The following is a 16,873-nucleotide window of genomic DNA, read 5'->3' on the forward strand; positions in this document are numbered from 1 at the left end:
CGATCTGCTCAACAACGGCTATTTTAAAGGATAGAGGATAATCGCGTTGGGTGCGTTTGAACTCAGTCATCATCACGTTCTCCGGGTTTGAGTCAGGAATGTGTCAACGCTATTCAGGACGGGTCACTAAAACAAAAAAGGGCGACATTTCTGCCGCCCTTTTCTTATTTTTCACCTCTACGAGGCGTCCGCCGTGCCGGGTAGCGTCTGCGGTAACGGCGCGGCAAAACCGCGCAGCCCCACAACATGCACGTGTTCATGGTTCTGGAACACTTTACGCACCAGTTTATAGGTGGTGCCTTTTTCCGGGCTGATATTTTCCGGCGCCGCGATAATCAGCTGCATCTCCAGACGCTCGCACAACTCAAACAGCGTCGCAATGGAGCGGGCATCAAGACGCGCCGCTTCATCAAGGAACAGCAGACGGCACGGAGAAATATCCTTGCCGCGCAGGCGACGGGCTTCGTCTTCCCAGCTCTGCACCACCATCACCAGAATCGACATCCCGGTACCGATAGCTTCCCCGGTCGACAGCGCGCCGGACTCCGCACGCAGCCAGCCGTCGGAACCACGGTTGACCTCCACTTCCATCTCCAGATAGTTGCGGTAATCCAGCAACTCTTCACCGATGGTCTGCGGCGTGCGCTGGCCCATATCAATCTGTGGGTTCAGACGCTGGTACAGTTTCGCCAGCGCTTCCGAGAAGGTCAGACGGTTGCTGTTGAACAGATCCTGATGCTGCTCATGCTGCTCAGAAAGCACCGCCAGCAGCGTGGCATGGGTTTCACGTACGTTCACGTTGAGGCGAACGCTGTTAACCTGGCCAAAGGAGACGCTTTGCAGCCCCTGGTTAAGCATACGAATACGGTTCTGCTCGCGCTGAATGGTTTTACGAATGATATTCGCCACGCTGCGGGAGCTGATCGCCAGTTTCTGCTCGCGGGAGGTCAACTCTTCCGTCAGGCGGCTCAGTTCAATCTCCATCTGCTCAATCGCTTCTACCGGATCATCCGTGCGGATGATGTCCTGACGAATTCGCTCACGCAGGTGCTGGTAGACCGCCACGAAGAACTGAATTTTACGTTCCGGACGTTTTGGATCTTCTGACATGCGCAGCACATCGCGCAGATGCTCGTTATCCGCCACCGCCAGGCGCAGCGCGCCCAGTGCTTTATCCGACATTGAGCGCAGCTCGTCGGCGGAAAGATAGGCCAGCTCACGACGGTGCAGACGGCGCTCGACGCCATTGTCTTTCACCATGCGCATCACCGCGCACCAGCCCGCTTTCGCGGTCACCACCTGCTCGCGCATTTCGTGGTAATCACGCTCCAGACGGCGCAGCTTGCGGGTCAGGTTATCCATCTCCGCTTCACAGAAGGTGATTGCTTTTTCCAGCTGGTTACGGCGCGAACGGTTGCCGGAGAGCTGGGCATGCAGCTCATCACGACGGATGCGCGCGCGCTCCTCTGCTCCGCTGTCGGCCCGCACGCCGATATCCTGCAACTCTTTTTGTAAGTCGTTAAGCAGCTCTTTTTTAGTGTCGTAGGAGCTTTTTAACGACGCCAGCACCTGGTTGTACTGACTGTACTGCGCGGCGTGGCTACGCATCGCTTCACGCGCGCGGGTACGCTCGGCTTCCGCCTGCTCAAGGCGCTGGCGCAACTTCTCGTTGAGATCGTTGTTGCCATTGAACATGTCAGCCGAATCAGAGTAGCTAAAATGCGCACGACGCTGAACCACTTCAGCCAGCGCAAAAGCCTGTTGGCGGGCATCACGCTGCGCCTGTTGCGAAGCCGCGTAGTCCGCTTTTAACTGTTCGAACTGTTCCGGGTCGCTTTGCAAAACGGAGAGCAGCGGTTCCAGCTTCGCCAGCTGGTTGCCGTGCTGCTGAATAAAGCGCGCCGCTTCCCCGGCTTCATCCAGGCGCTCCTGGATTTCATCAACGCGATCGGCAAGCGTCTCATCTGCCAGCAGGTTAAGCCGCGGCAGCAGGCGGTTAAGCTGGGCCACGCCTTCTTTCGCCTGCTCAAACTGCGCCCGGCTCTGCTGGTTATCGTTTTCATGCGTGCTGATAGCACGCTCCAGCTCACCGCGACGGCTATTGAGCGCGCGGATTTCCGCTTCCGGATCGTTCTCAAACGCCACCGCCAGATGGCTACCGATAAAGCGGCTGAATGCCTGATGCAGGCGCTGGGTTTTCTGCACATCAAAGGAGAGCGTGGCAAAACGCTCTGCCAGCGCTTCGCGCTCGGCGTGCAGGGTTTCGATACGGTTTTCGCGCGCCGCGCGGCCAAACAGCGGCAGCGTCGGGAAGCGCGAGTAGCGCCACTGGCGATCGGCGATTTTCACCACCACCGCTTTTTCCAGCTCATCCACGCTGAACACGCTGTCATCGAATGACTGCGGATCGCCCTCGATCAGGTAGAGATCTTCCGGGCAATCTTCCAGCCCTTCGAGCATTTCGGCAATCTGCGACAAGTCCGGCACCACAATCGCGTGGCGCGACGGACCATACAGCGCGGAGAAGTACGGCGCGTCTTCGAGGCTTACGTCATCATAAATTTCCGACAGCAGCACGCCGCCAAAACGCTCGGCCAGCGCGTTGAGACGGCTATCTTCCGCGCCGCCTGGCTGGCTTAAGCGTTCGATTTCCTCATCCACCAGCCGTTTGCGCGTGCCGACTTCATCACGCTCAACGATGGCTTCCCGCTCGCGCTCCAGCAGCTGTTGCAGGTATTCCGTCACATCCTGGCTGGATTCAAACTGTTCACCGCTCTGCTCGCAAAGCTGGTTAAGGCTGCTTTGCGCGGCCAGCCACACCGGCGCGCGTTTAGTCAGCGTGTGAATACGTGACTGCAACTGCTCCAGCTCCTGGCGCATCGCCATACGCTGTTCACCGGCAGCGGCCACGTTATCGGAAAGCGCGGCGATTTGTGCTTCCAGTTCCTGATGTAATGATTCCAGTTCCTGCGCATCATACTGCTTGCCCTGACGCTTGCAGAACTCGGCCAGCATCCGCTCGGCATCCTGCTGCTCGCGCAGACGCTGCTCAAGCTCTGTCAGACGCATACGCAGCGGCTGCACCTGCTCCGCCAGATGGCGCTGATTGACGCCATCGCGCAGCAACTCACGCGCAACGTCCCAGGCTTCACTGCGCGCCAGCGGGCCGTTGATAGCTACGACAAGCTGATACGCCTGCTCAAACTGGCTGTGCGCGGTCTGCGCAACGCTCAATTTTTGATCCAGCGACAGCAGTTTTTCCGTCGCTTCCTGCTCTTTGGCCTGGAAGGTTTCCAGCCACTCGTCGGCGGTTTCCGCGGTCAAATCCGGCAAGCGGCACAGCTCTTTGGCGCGCTGCAGGGCCTGTAATGCCTGGTTGTACTGAATGGCGCGGGTTTGCTGCACATCCAGCGCCTGCTGGTAATCCGCAAGCTGGCTTTTCAGCTCATCTACTTCAAGCTCGGCGGCTTCGGCGCGCGCTTCGTTCTCTTCCTGCATTTCGGCGGCTTCAGCCACCACTTCATGCTGCTCTTCTAAACGGATTTGCAGCTCGTCGAGATCCGCTTCGTAACGCTCGATTTTCTCCTGCTGGCGCAGCGCCGTCTGCACCAGGTTCAGGTGATCGCTCGCCGCCTGATAATCCGCTTCCAGATCCCCTTCTGCACCGGAATGCTCGGCCAGCTCGCGCGCCATATCGACATGCTTATACTGCTCGGCAGCGAGCTGCTGACGTGAGATAAACAGGTCGCGGCGAAACTCCAGCGCCTTATCCAGATGGACGCGCCGCTCGTTGGCATGGCGCATATAGTCCGCCGCCACATAGTTGGTCGCTTCGCTGATAAGATGTTTAAACAGGTCACGGTCAGACTGGGTAACGCGGATGGCTTCCAGCGTCAGACGGTTTTCGCGCAGCGCCGCTTCCATATCCTGGAACGCCTTGCGCACGCCGCTATTTTCCGGCAACAGATAGTCGCGCAGCGAGCGGGTAATAGCGCTGGAAATACCGCCATACAGCGAGGCTTCAATCAGGCGATAGAATTTGCTGCGATCGGAGGCGGAACGCAGACGCCGCGCGACAATACCCAAATCGAACATCAGCGCGTGGTAATCGGTAATAGAGTTGAACTGTTTGAACTGCACGCCTTCCATTGCATCAAGCTTATCTTTCACTTCCTGCAACGGCAGTACGCGCGCCTGGCGCTCGTTGAGCGTTTCGGTCAGCAGTTGCGTAGGCTGTATGGAGGTCGGCAGCCCCTGAATGGCAAAGGGTTTGATATCCACTTTTCTGTCGCGACCGGCCACCTGTTGCAGGCGCACGCCCACCAGCACGCGCTGATGGCGGGAGTTGATCACATCCAGCACCGAATAACAGACACCTGCTTTGAGTTTACCGTGCAGGCCCTTATCGCGCGAACCGGAGGTGGCGCCCGCTTCCGTCGTGTTGCGAAAGTGCAGCAGCGTAAGATCAGGGATCAGCGCCGTCACAAATGCCGCCATGGTGGTGGATTTCCCGGCACCGTTCCCCCCGGAGAGGGTAGTCACCAGCTCGTCGAGATCAAAGGTGCGGGCAAAAAAGCCGTTCCAGTTAATCAGCGTGAGCGAACGAAACTTACCGCGATCAATCATTACTCTTCCTCCGAGCTATCCGGCTGATTATCTTCAGGCTCATCATTAAGCTGCAGATGGTTTTCGACAGGCATCGCTTCGCCGTCACGGATCATGCGCAGCTGCGCTTCGCGCGGGTCATCCCCTGAGCGCACATCGGCACCAAAGCGGAACACCGATTCCGTGATGCGAAACTTGCTGCTGTCATTGCCCATAAACCAAATCATGCCAAGGCGGCGCAGACGGTTTAACGAAGAACGCACCTTTTCCTGTAATTTCTGCCGATCCAGGTCGGAGCCAGTGGAGCGGTTGTTAACCAGTTTCAGCAGCTTGGGTTCATCTGCCAGCGACAACAGCTCGTCATACAGCTCTTGTTGGGTAAAGATCCCCTCATTGGCCAGACGTTCCGGGCTGAGATAGAGATAGCAGAGGATTTTGCCGACCATCATATCCAGCTCAGAGAGCACCGAGCGTGGGATCAGGGTGGTAGAGCGCGGGCGCAAATAGAAGAAACCTTCCGGCGCGCGAATCAGCTCTACGTTATAGCGTGCGTAGAACTCTTCCAGATATTCCTGAAAATCCATCAAAAAGGCGTGATTATCCAGCTCGTCCAGGCCGATATGACGACCCGCGCGCAGCGCGCTATCCAGCGCAGGAAACAGAGGGTTTGCCAGCGCCTGCGCCAGTTTAACCGGCATCACTTGTTCAATATTTATCGATGACATGCGCCTGTACCTTGGCTCCGTAATCATTAATCGGCTGCCACTTCGGCGGCAGTCCGGTGAAATCTGCTTGCGCTACGCCAAGGCGTACCGCCTGATCAACCACAATGCGCGCAATGTCAAAGTGACGAACGCGCGGATATTGCGCCAGATATTCGCGGGCAACGAGGCCTAAATCCAGCGGCACACCTTTGGTTTTATACACCGCCAGCTGCGCTTCAATCATCGCGGCCAGCTGCTCACGGATTTCGTTAAACTCTTCGAACTCCAGCTCCGGCGGCAGTTCGCCGGTCACTTCTTCATCGCGCAGCGCCATCTCTTCATCGCGCATATCCAGCAGCCTGTCGGCGCTGGCATAGGTCAGCGCCCAGGGCGCATCAAAATAGCTCTGCACCGACTGGCGCAAACGCTGAGCGAAGACGCGGTTTTTATCCATATCAATCGCGGTACGGATAAACTTGTGAACGTGGCGATCGTAGCCAATCCACAAGTCGATAGTCTGCTGGCCCCAACTGATAATACGGTCGAGTTTGCTTTGCAGATCAAACACCAGGTTGTCGAGGAACTGCAGATCCGGGTGCGCCATGGCGGCATCCTGGATGCGCAGCAAGTTGGCCTGGAGCTTATCGCCAGCGGCTTCCAGCGTATCCTGCAATTCACGCAAGGTACCGGACGTTTCTGACAACAACAGCTCACAACTGGAAATGGCCGCGCGCCAGTCTTTATTCAGCAACTGGGCGATATCGTCTTTCACCTGCTGTTGCTGCTCATCCATAATGCGCTGGGTCAGATCGATGCTGTCGAAAATTTCTGCTACCGAGTATTTTAACGGCGCGTAGACGTTGCGGTGCCAGTGGAACTCATCGCCCCCTTCGTCGGCGGCGTCCGCCGCGCGTTTTAACTCTCCGGCCACAATCGACAGCTGCATCGACAGGCGCAGGGTGGAAAATTCACGCTGGCGAATGTAATAGTCAGTAATACCAATGCCCAGCGGCGTCAGGCGATAAATCGCGTTCCCCTCGGTCAACTCGCTGGTAAAACGGTTCAACAGACGCTGACGCACCATATCGTTGATGGCGTTGTTGGCGCGCTGGGCGATCGTTTCGCTGGTTTGTTCAAAGCCGTCACTCACGTGGCGAAAAGCATCCACCAGCTCGCCTTCGCTCATTTCTCCATCCAGTCGCTCACCATTGAGGGCGGCAATGGCCAGCAGAAAAGAGAGCCTGTCGACCGGCAACGAGATGGAGAAATCATTTTTTCTGGCCCAGGCAACCAGTTCGGGGACTGTCTGGGAAAATTCACTCATCGTTTTTCCTTCCATCGATTTGCGGCTTAAGTGCAGTCACGTGAATATAACGGCCAAGACTGATATACGGCTCCTGACGACAATAGCGCGTTTCGAGCGCAAGCAATGCGTCGAAACAGTCATGCTGCTGGTGCTTATCCCGCAGATAGTCATGAAAAACACGCACGCCAGTTTTGCCGGTTATCTGCCAGCCAAGCTGTTCAAGCCAGGCGTAAACCTCGGCCGGAACGCGCGGGTAATCAGGAGAAAGCGTGCGTTTTTTGCGTTTTGGCATACCCGCCTGCACGTAGTCAAAATTCCCTGCTACCATATTGTGCATCAGCAAACCGTCGGCATTATAAAACATCAATGACAATGCCCCGCCGGGTTTGAGTACCGACCACAAGGTTTGCAGCACCGCGACAGGCTCCGCGACCCATTCAAGCACAGCATGAAACAATATCAGATCAACTGGCGATTCCAAATGCTGCGCGATGTCCTGAGCGGCGCATTGTATAAAATGCATGTTACCGCTCACATCTTTCTCGCTCGCCGCAGCCTGCGCGCGGGCAATCATCTCTTTGGACACATCACACAGCGTCACCAGGTGACCTTTTTGCGCCATACGGATTGCGGTTTGCCCCGCTCCGCCCCCGGCATCTAACACCCGCAACTGACGGGAACCTATTTGCGCCAGCAATACATCAAGATCCTGCCACAGGATCGCCTGGCGCAGCTGACCTTTGGTGGTGCCATAGATGTTGCGAGAGAATTTATCAGCGATGTCGTCAAAATTTCGATCCTTCATGGACTCTCCACGCGCCTGGCAAAACCGCTATTTTGTCACAGCCGTGGGGATAATGAACCTGGTTGGTGTAAGATCCCCTGAAATAGACCGCTATTTGGTTAAAAAGGAGACGAATTCGGTGCTTTTTACCCTCAAAAAATACCTCGGCGGCATGATGCTGCCCCTGCCTTTTTTATTATTTTTGATAGGGCTGGGTCTTGCGTTGCTCTGGTTTAGCCGCTGGCAAAAAACCGGCAAGGTGTTTATCACTTTCGGCTGGGTGGTGTTATTTCTGTTAAGTCTGCAACCGGTGGCGGATGGTTTGTTAAAACCGATTGAAGACGAATATCCCACCTGGCGCGGTACGCAGCCGGTGAAATATGTGGTGGTGCTTGGCGGGGGGTATACCTGGAATGATGAGTGGGCGCCGAGTTCCAATCTTATCAATAACAGTTTGCCGCGCGTTAATGAGGGCGTGCGTCTGTTGCAGGCAAACCCGGGGGCAAAACTTATCTTTACCGGCGCACCGGCGAAAACTAACCCGGTCAGTACGGCTGAAGCAGGCGCACGCGTGGCCGAAAGCCTCGGCGTGCCGCGCAGCGATATCATTACGCTGGACAGCCCGAAAGATACCGAAGAGGAAGCCGCGGCCGTGAAACAGGCCATCGGCAACGCACCTTTTTTGCTGGTGACCTCAGCTTCGCACTTGCCGCGGGCGATGATTTTCTTCCGCCATGCCGGGCTGCACCCGCTCCCGGCTCCGGCAAACCAGATGGCGATCACCTCGCCGCTCAATCCGTGGGAGCGGATCATTCCGTCGCCTTTGTGGCTGATGCACAGCGACAGGGTGGGTTATGAAACCCTCGGGCGCATCTGGCAGTGGCTAAAGGGCAGCTCAGGCGAGCCAGGGGAGCAGTGATTTAGAGGCCTGCTCGAAATTGGCGCGGTTAAACTGCCCGGTATTGATAAGCTGCGCCACTTCATCCCACAGCAAATAAAGCCAGCGCCGCCAGAGGAAAGATTCCGCCACTGGCGCGCGTTGCAGATAGTGCCACAATAATCCCTCCGCCTGCGGGCCATCCACCAGACGAAACAGTTCGTACTCGCGCGGCGCCCAGAGCATGATGCCCGGGCCAACCATCGCCAGCAGTTGATCGCTGCGGGAATCTTTGAGCATGCTGCGCAGGTTAAAATTCCCGTGCACCAGTACGCAGTTATCGCTAAACCCATCGAACAACATCGGCAGACACTCCCGCGTGCGATACAACACGCGTTTATCCTGCATGGTCAGCCCGGTGTTCTGAAACTGGTTTAGCGTCGACCACAGCACTTCCACCCGCTGACGATACCAGGAGGGCCAGATATTTTCTTGTGTGCTGTCCACGGTACCCACGCAGCCGTGACTATCCTGGCGATGCCAGGCGAGCAATGCTTCAACGATTTGGTCTTTTAGCTGCTCCCAGCGCTCCGGCGTTCGCGCCGGGGCTTCAACAGGCACACCGCTGAGGCGCTCAATCAGCAGAACGTCCGGGCCTGGGTGTTCTTCGTGCGTCATCACGCCATACACCACCGGCATGCGTACCGTGCCGCTACGCGCCAGCATCGATATTTTCCATGCCAGCTGTCGCGCAAGCCCGGGAGTGGAGAAACTTCGTGCCAGCAGCGGCAGCGGATTCCCCTGGCGATCGTACAGGGACCAGAGTACCGAGTCCGGCTTTTCGCTGACGCACTCCAGGCGGCTCAGTTTTTCGCCCAATAAATGACTCAGTTCGGCGCGCAGTTGTTCCATACAAAAACCCTTATAAATACCCCTGCTTTTATAATGGGCGTGTAATCTCAGGATGTCATCCCGATAAGATCAAAACTGCGTGAGAATGGGATAAGACCAGAAAAATCCCCTCCGGGCGGAGGGGAAGAGAGGATTAACGCAACTCGGCGCGCACGCGCTGCAGATCTTCTGGCGTATCGACACCGGTACCAGGGACAACGCTTGCCACCGCCACGTGGATTTTCTCGCCATACCACAGCACACGCAGCTGTTCGAGCATCTCTATCTGCTCCAGCGGGCTGGCCTGCCAGCTGACATAGCGACGGATAAACCCGGCGCGATAACCGTAGATACCGATATGGCGCAAAAAGGTGTCGCCAATCGCCTCGCGGGAAAGCGCAAAGCGGTCGCGCTCCCAGGGAATGGTGGCGCGCGAGAAATAGAGTGCATAGCCCTCGGCATCCATCACCACTTTGACCGCATTCGGGTTGAATGCTTCTTCCGCGCTGTGAATGGGCACGGCAAGCGTGGCCATACCCACATCGCGCGTGGCCAGGTTTTCCGCCACCTGGCGAATAATAGCCGGTGGGATCATCGGCTCATCGCCCTGCACGTTAACAATCACCGTGTCATCGCTGAAGCCACATTTTTCGACGACTTCAGCCAGGCGTTCTGTGCCGGACTGGTGATCCGCGCGCGTCATGCATACCTCACCGCCTGCGGCCTCAACTGCGCGCATCACCTCTTCGTTATCAGTCGCGACGATAATGCGCTCAGCGCCGGACTCACGGGCGCGTTCAAGAACATGCACCACCATTGGCTTGCCGTTAATATCCACCAGCGGCTTGCCAGGCAGGCGCGAGGAAGCATAGCGCGCGGGAATAATGACAACAAAACTCATGGTCGGCTCTCTTCCATGGTTAACGCGCGCGCTTCATTTTCCAGCAGCACCGGAATGCCTTCCCGCACGGGGAACGCCAGGTTATCGATTTTGCAGATCAATTCCTGCTTGTCCTGGGAATAGTACAGTTTGCCGTTACACACCGGGCAGGCGATGATTTCAAGTAAACGGTGATCCATTTTTCCTCCTGATGCACCGACGATTAACGCATTAAGCTTAACATATTCAACTGTTACGCAGCGTCTAATTGCAACCCGTTTCGCAGAGTAGAAAACAGCCCGTCCGGCAGGCGCGAAAAGCTCACACGCCGGGCGCCTTGCCAGCGCGCAAATTCTGTTATGGCGCTTTGCAGGCCCGTCTCAAGCTGCCGCCCGACCTTCACGCCATCCTCAAGCCAGAGTGCAATCACCTCCAGCTCGCCGGTTTTACGGTGCATTTTTGCATCCATACGCCCGACCAGCCGACCACGATGGAGCAGCGGCAGCACAAAATAGCCGAACTGCCGTTTGGGCGCGGGCGTATAGCACTCCAGCCGGTAACTGAAATCGAACAGCTGTTCCGCGCGCTTGCGGTCCCAAACCACCGGATCAAACGGTGAGAGCACCGCGCTGTGTGTGGCGTTGAGCTTCTCGTCCTGCGCCTGCGCCAGCAGCGGCAGCAGGCTTGCATGTACCCACGCTGCGCCCAGGCGTTCAACATTTACCGGATAGATGGTTTGGTTTTCCTGCAAACGCTCCAGCAGCGCAGGTAAGGAGAGCTTTTTCAGGCGATAGTAATCCGCCAGCCACTGGGCGCGAAACAGCCCGAGGCTGCGGGCGCTGTTTTCCAGCATCCGGTATTCGGCCTCTGCCTGCGACAACATATCCCGGCTGTCGTCCCAGTGCGGCATCACCCGGTGGGTTAAATCATAGACACGCTGAAAGTTTCGTCGCTCAATCACCATCAGTTGCCCGGCGGTAAACAACCCTTCCAGATGGCGCTTGTGCGGTTTCCACTCCCACCAGCCGCTGCTTTTACGCGGATGTTCAAAATCTGCCGAGCGGACCGGGCCGTTTTGCTGGATATGCGCCAGCAGTTGTTCGATTTCACCTGCATGTTGCTGCATCCACTCCGGGCGATATTTCCAGCCCATCTTATCGGGTGCCAGCATGCGGTGACGCACCAGGGCAAAGTCGTCGCGTGGAAGGAAGCAGGCTTCATGCGCCCAGTACTCCATCAGCTCGCCGCTGCTCAACGCGTCATCAAGCCAGTGGTGCGGGTACGCTCCCAGACGACTGAACAGCACCAGGTAAGGGCTGCGGGCAACAATGTTTATCGTGTCAATCTGTAGCAGCGACATGCGCTGAATGGTCGGGAGAATATCGGCGGCTTTCGCCCGGCGGGCTGGTTTATGCAACAACCCCTGAGCGGCAAGGTGTAGATGACGAGCGGCGGTTAAAGAGAGTTGCGGCACAGACATAAAGCTCCCGTTCAGCCAACAGAGCGCCGCTGATGCAATCAGGCTCAGCGCGCCAGAGTGAGTAATTCCTGCAACAGTTTTTCTACCTGCTCGCCTTCAAGCATTGCATCAACCGGCAGATACCACCAGTTATCTTGCGCAAAAGAGCGGCACTTGACGGCATCTTTTTCTGTCATGACCAGCGTTTGCCCCGGCTTTACCAGCGCCTGAACATCGGTGCGGGTTAAAGCCTGATGATCGGCAAGCGCCACGGTCTGCTGCGGCGTCACGCCGCACTCCGCGAGGGTGGCGAAAAAACGCGGCGGGTGACCGATACCGGCCATCGCAACCACGTTTGATAGCTCGCTGACGGCGCGGCGCTCTCCGCTGCGTAAATTTGTCGCAAGACCGGGACGCAGACGCATAGGGATTTCCCCCGCTTTTGCCACTCCGCCATTGGTAATCACCGCATCCACCGTTTTTAAGCGTGATGCACGTTCACGCATCGGACCTGCGGGCAGCCACCAGCCGTTGCCGAAGCGCCTGACGCCATCAATCACGACAATTTCTTTATCACGCGCCAGCCGGTAATGCTGCAAACCATCATCGGTGATAATGAGTTGCACAGGATGCTGCGCAAGAATCGCTTCCACCGCATCGCGCCTGACAGGAGAGACCGCAACCGGCGCACCGGTACGCTGAACGATTAACACCGGCTCATCGCCCGCCTCCGCCGGGGTGGTTTGAGCATTCAGCAACAGCGGATACTGTGCCGCCTTACCACCGTAGCCACGCGACACCACGCCCACGCGCAGCCCGCGCTGCTGTAACTGCTCTACCAGCCAGATAACCACCGGCGTTTTACCATTACCGCCCGCCGTCAGATTACCCACGACCACGACCGGAACGGGTGCGCGCCAGGCTTTTTTTAATCCCAGACGGTAAGCCAGCCGGATAGCGCCGCTCACCAGCCCGTAGAGCCAGGAGAGCGGCAGCAACAGACGCCATAGCGGCGATTCACCGGACCAGATGCGTGCAATCATTGCCCAAACTGCATGTTATGAAGCTGAGCATACACACCGCGATGCGCCAGCAGATCCGCATGCGAACCGCGCTCAACGATGCGGCCATCTTCCACCACCACAATCTCGTCAGCCTGTTCAATCGTCGAGAGACGGTGAGCGATAACCAACGAGGTGCGGTTTTTTTGCAGCTCGTTAAGCGCCGCCTGAATAGCGCGTTCTGATTCGGTATCCAGGGCAGAAGTGGCTTCATCAAGGATAAGGATGGGCGTATCGCGCAGTAGCGCACGTGCAATAGCGATGCGCTGACGCTGACCGCCGGAGAGCATCACGCCATTCTCACCGATGATGGTATCCAGCCCTTGATCCATTTTATTGATAAAGTCGGTGGCATAGGCCATCTCGGCCGCCCGTTCGATCTCCTCGCGGCTGTACTCTTCGGTACGCGCATAGGCAATATTATTGGCGACCGTGTCGTTAAACAGATGCACATTCTGCGAGACCAGCGCAATCTGATCGCGCAGCGACGAGAGCGTATATTCACGCAAATCATGACCATCAATCAGGATCTGCCCTTCTTCGATATCATAAAAACGGGTGAGCAGGCTGGCGATGGTCGTTTTACCGGAACCGGAGCGGCCGACCAGGGCCACGGTTTTACCCGCCGGAATGGTCAGATTAATATTATGCAGCGCCGGAACTTCACGCCCCGGATAGGTAAACGTTACGTTGCGAAACTCAATATCGCCGCGCGCGCGTTCAATCACACGCGTGCCTTCGTCTTTTTCCTTTTCGCTATCGAGAATGGCAAACAACGTCTGGCAGGCCGCCATCCCGCGCTGGAACTGGGCGTTAACGTTCGTCAGGGATTTTAGCGGGCGCATCAGCGCAATCATGGATGAAAAGACCACGGTGATAGTACCAGCAGTCAGGGTATCCATGACGCTTGGGAAACTGGCGGCATACAGTACAAATGCCAGCGCCAGCGAAGCAATAAGCTGGATAATCGGGTCGGAAATGGAAGAAGCGGACACCATTTTCATGCCCTGCAGGCGCATCCGGTTGCTGACTTTATCAAACCGTTTGGTTTCGACTTCCTGGCCGCCGAACATCAGCACTTCTTTATGCCCTTTGAGCATCTGCTCTGCGCTGGTGGTCACCTGCCCCATGGTATTTTGCATGTTTTTGCTGATGTTGCGAAAACGTTTTGATACCACGCGAATAGCGATGGAGACGATAGGCGCCAGCACAATCAGGATCAGCGAAAGCTGCCAGCTGTACCAGAACATCATGATAAACAGACCGATGATTGAAGCACCTTCACGCACTACGGTTATTAACGCGCTGGAGGAAGAGGAGGCAACCTGCTCGGAATCATAAGTGATGCGCGACAGCAACGTACCGGTAGACTGCTTATCAAAGAAGGAAACCGGCATGCCCATCATATGGCTAAACAGGCGGCGGCGCATGGTCATGACTACTTTCCCGGACACCCAGGAAATACAGTAGCTGGATATATAACTGGTGATACCGCGCAGGATCATCAGCCCGATAACCACCAGCGGCATCCATAGCAGCACTGAACGGTCCGTTTTACCAAAACCATCATCCAGTAACGGTTTGAGCAGCGATAGCATAAAGGTATCGCTGGCTGCGTTGAGGATTAACGCTATCGCCGACACGATCAGACCCGCTTTGAAAGGCGCAATTGTTGGCCAGAGTCGGCGGAAGGTCTGCCATGTGGAGAGATCTTTGTCGTTATGCATTCAAAAAACCAGCACTTGTTTAAATAGCCGCATATTCTACCCGTTATCGTTAAGGACGCCAAACCACTGATGATACCAACGTGGCAAAACTTGATCGCGTAAGCCTTGGATTTCCCAGCTTTGTGGTGAAAAAACCACCGTTATCTGCCCCTGATGCGCCGTGTCATACCAGCGATAACCTTGCTGGCGATACCGCGCCGCCACTTTTGCCGAAGGCAAGCGCCAGGCATTATAGCGAGAGGCGGAAGCCAGCGCTGCTGCGGCTCCAGCTCGTTGTACAAACGCCAGCGTTGAGGAACTGTTACTGCCGTGATGCGGCACCTGCACTATTGTAGACGCCAGATGCTGCCAGTAACGTTTAAGCATCGCCATCTCTCCCGGCGCTTCAATATCGCCGGTTAATAAAATGCTGTGCCTCCCGTCGTCCACCCTCACCACACAAGAACGGTTATTGCCTTTCGCCTGTGTTCCAGCCAGCGGCCAGTGAACCGTAAAATTCAACCCCTGCCACTGCCAGCGTTCACCGCGAAAGCAAGGGCCATGCCCTTCCCAACCCAATGGGCTGCGTACCCAAAGCGCAGGCCATGCTTTTTGCACTGATTCCAGCCCGCCGCGATGATCCAGATGTTCATGGCTGAGGATCACCCCTTCTGGCACAAGCGCATGCCAGCGCAGCCAGGGAATAATCAGCTGTTTCCCGCTATCACCGCCAGGCCAGGCCGCCCCAGTATCATATAAAAGCACCTTGCCGTTGCGCTCAATTGCCATTGCCAGCCCGTGCCCGACATCCAGCATATGGACATACCAGGCTTGTGTCTTTTCGCTTCGCCAGAGGGGAAAAATCAGCAGCGTAAGATAAACCAGGCACAACAACGGAGCGCTACGCCACCAGCCAAACCTGAAGGCAACCAGCAACAGCCACGGGCTCAGTGATAGCCATTGCCAGCGGGCATCCACCTGCAACCAGCCTGCCGGAAGCTTTTGCAGGAAACAGAAGAGGCCATCCAGCGTTTGATTCGCCAGGTGCCAACACGCATTCTGTGCAAGTACAGGCCCGCTTAGATGCAACAGCATGCCTGATAATATCAGCGGCACGACGATGAAGGTAACGACAGGCACAGCAAGCAGATTTGCCAGCAGCGCGCTCAGGCTAATACCATGAAACATCGCAATCTGTATCGGTAGCAGGAGGCACGTTAACCCGCTTTGCAAATGAAGGATGTTGATACCAGCGCGTACCCAGCCAGCACAATGCCGGCCTGGTGCGGGCATCCACTGGCACCAGAAAATAATGGCGGCTACAGCCAGGACCGACAGCCACAGGCTGTAAGAAAGCACCGCCAGCGGATCGCTGAATAAAATGCCGCCCATACAGCAGCTCCATACTTGCCACGGAGACCATAAACGCCCGGAAAGCCGCAGCGCTGCCCAGATTGACAGTGCAATCACTGTGCGCAGCGCCGGGGGCTGCAAACCGGTTATCCATGCGTACAGTAACGCGCACGCCACACCGGATAACAGCGGCAGTCGCCAGCCAATCCAGCGTGGCGGGAGGAAAAATTGCACGCCTCGCACACCAGACCAGCCCAACAATGCCGCCAGTGCAATATGCAGTCCGGATATCGCCATCAGATGTGCCGTCCCGGTTTGCCGCATGACGTCTTTTACCCCGGCATCCAGCATTGAGCGCTCCCCCATGCCCAGTGCAAGGATTACATCCCGCCAGGGATATGTATCAAGGACAGCACTCAATGACGCCAGATAACTCGCACGCCAGTTACACTTTTTATCCAGTAAACGCGCCCCGGAAAAACGCCCGCTTAATGGCTGGTGCGTGGCCAGGGCATAACGCTGTGTATCAAATCCGCCATCATTGAGTTGCCCGTGAACGGCGCGGATATGAAGCGTCATTGCCCAGCGCTGCCCTGCGCAAACAGGTTCTGGTAAATATTCGCCGTAAAGAGTAATGCCTGGCGCGGGACGTAAAGGCTCACCATTTATCCGCACAATCGTCGCCTGATGGCGGGTTAAACCATCGGTGGCACGGATAACCACTTCAGCCTGCCGCTTAGCACCCGGCAAATGTTGTGTCGGCCAGAGTGCTTGTTGCGCGGCCAGTACACCCCAGGCGAAAGCGAGCAACGTCATACCAGCGTAACGCATCGCGCGCGGGCGAAAACAGGCCATACAGCAGCCAGAAATAATGACGCCCCACACGGCTAGTATGCCCGGCAGGACGGGTAACCAGAGCAGCGGTATTATTCCGAGCGTAAAGCACGCGGCCAGCGCGGGTAACGTCATGCACACCTCCTTGTTGCCGGGAGAGTATGCGGCTTTGCAGCAAGCCTGTCTGGTAGAGGATTTGATTTTCTGGGCGCAGGCCGAAGGCTATTTATGCAACGACATACTCCCTGCAAAATAGTGCGAAGTAGCTTCAGAAACAGGCGTCACAGTGACTAGTCCTGATATAGGTTGACACTCTTCCGCCTGTAAAACGCCTGATGAACATCATCAGGCGTTTTGTATTTCAGGGCCAGATGTGGCCGTTCATGGTTATAAATTGCCACAGATTCTTTTAC

13 protein-coding genes are annotated in these 16,873 nt (G+C 56.5%); 2 read left to right on the forward strand and 11 right to left on the reverse strand.

The annotated features are described in order from the left end of the window. Positions 1-177 precede the first annotated feature (177 nt). From mukB to cmoM, 4 genes are read right to left on the reverse strand one after another with little or no spacing between them, the layout of a single operon-like run. On the reverse strand, positions 178-4,626 hold the full coding sequence (gene mukB / locus ACTU3N_RS14835; protein ID WP_443086906.1) for a chromosome partition protein MukB: 4,449 nt from the start codon (positions 4,624-4,626) through the stop codon (positions 178-180). Next, positions 4,626-5,330 carry a chromosome partition protein MukE gene (gene mukE, locus ACTU3N_RS14840; RefSeq protein ID WP_443086907.1) on the reverse strand — a complete coding sequence of 235 codons (705 nt, stop codon included), beginning with the start codon at positions 5,328-5,330 and terminating at the stop codon, positions 4,626-4,628. Before mukE ends, mukB begins: the two co-directional genes overlap by 1 nt. After that, on the reverse strand, positions 5,311-6,633 hold the full coding sequence (mukF, locus tag ACTU3N_RS14845; protein WP_443086908.1) for a chromosome partition protein MukF: 1,323 nt from the start codon (positions 6,631-6,633) through the stop codon (positions 5,311-5,313). Before mukF ends, mukE begins: the two co-directional genes overlap by 20 nt. Then, positions 6,626-7,420 carry a tRNA uridine 5-oxyacetic acid(34) methyltransferase CmoM gene (gene cmoM / locus ACTU3N_RS14850; protein WP_443086909.1) on the reverse strand — a complete coding sequence of 265 codons (795 nt, stop codon included), beginning with the start codon at positions 7,418-7,420 and terminating at the stop codon, positions 6,626-6,628. The genes mukF and cmoM overlap by 8 nt, the downstream gene beginning before the upstream one ends. Positions 7,421-7,538: 118 nt before the next feature. Here cmoM and elyC point away from each other — a divergent pair, with 118 nt between their 5' ends. Then, on the forward strand, positions 7,539-8,318 hold the full coding sequence (gene elyC / locus ACTU3N_RS14855; RefSeq protein ID WP_443086910.1) for an envelope biogenesis factor ElyC: 780 nt from the start codon (positions 7,539-7,541) through the stop codon (positions 8,316-8,318). Here the strand turns inward: elyC and ACTU3N_RS14860 are convergent. The 7 genes from ACTU3N_RS14860 to ACTU3N_RS14890 all read right to left on the reverse strand — a co-directional run bounded on the left by ACTU3N_RS14860 (position 8,295) and on the right by ACTU3N_RS14890 (position 16,595). Next, positions 8,295-9,188, reverse strand: a complete 894-nt coding sequence (locus tag ACTU3N_RS14860; RefSeq protein ID WP_443086911.1) for a YcbJ family phosphotransferase — start codon at positions 9,186-9,188, stop codon at positions 8,295-8,297. The two genes, elyC and ACTU3N_RS14860, sit on opposite strands and share 24 nt — an antisense overlap. Positions 9,189-9,321: 133 nt before the next feature. After that, a complete protein-coding gene (gene kdsB, locus ACTU3N_RS14865; RefSeq protein ID WP_443086912.1) occupies positions 9,322-10,068 on the reverse strand; it encodes a 3-deoxy-manno-octulosonate cytidylyltransferase in 747 nt (248 codons plus the stop codon). Then, on the reverse strand, positions 10,065-10,247 hold the full coding sequence (gene ycaR / locus ACTU3N_RS14870; RefSeq protein ID WP_443086913.1) for a protein YcaR: 183 nt from the start codon (positions 10,245-10,247) through the stop codon (positions 10,065-10,067). Before ycaR ends, kdsB begins: the two co-directional genes overlap by 4 nt. Before the next feature lie 53 nt (positions 10,248-10,300). Next, on the reverse strand, positions 10,301-11,527 hold the full coding sequence (locus ACTU3N_RS14875) for a winged helix-turn-helix domain-containing protein (protein ID WP_443086914.1): 1,227 nt from the start codon (positions 11,525-11,527) through the stop codon (positions 10,301-10,303). 44 nt (positions 11,528-11,571) lie between these two features. Then, entirely contained in the window at positions 11,572-12,549 is a 978-nt protein-coding gene (gene lpxK / locus ACTU3N_RS14880; protein WP_443086915.1) for a tetraacyldisaccharide 4'-kinase, read from the reverse strand. Continuing rightward, a complete protein-coding gene (gene msbA / locus ACTU3N_RS14885) occupies positions 12,546-14,294 on the reverse strand; it encodes a lipid A ABC transporter ATP-binding protein/permease MsbA (RefSeq protein ID WP_443086916.1) in 1,749 nt (582 codons plus the stop codon). Before msbA ends, lpxK begins: the two co-directional genes overlap by 4 nt. A gap of 36 nt (positions 14,295-14,330) precedes the next feature. Further along, complete coding sequence (locus ACTU3N_RS14890; protein ID WP_443086917.1) at positions 14,331-16,595, reverse strand: ComEC family protein; 2,265 nt, start codon at positions 16,593-16,595, stop codon at positions 14,331-14,333. Between ACTU3N_RS14890 and ACTU3N_RS14895 the strand changes: the two genes are divergently transcribed. Continuing rightward, positions 16,594-16,716 carry a hypothetical protein gene (locus ACTU3N_RS14895; RefSeq protein ID WP_443086918.1) on the forward strand — a complete coding sequence of 41 codons (123 nt, stop codon included), beginning with the start codon at positions 16,594-16,596 and terminating at the stop codon, positions 16,714-16,716. The two genes, ACTU3N_RS14890 and ACTU3N_RS14895, sit on opposite strands and share 2 nt — an antisense overlap. Positions 16,717-16,873: the final 157 nt, after the last annotated feature.

The sequence above is a fragment of the Vagococcus sp. WN89Y genome, assembly GCF_052220145.1.
Taxonomy (GTDB): domain Bacteria; phylum Pseudomonadota; class Gammaproteobacteria; order Enterobacterales; family Enterobacteriaceae; genus Kosakonia.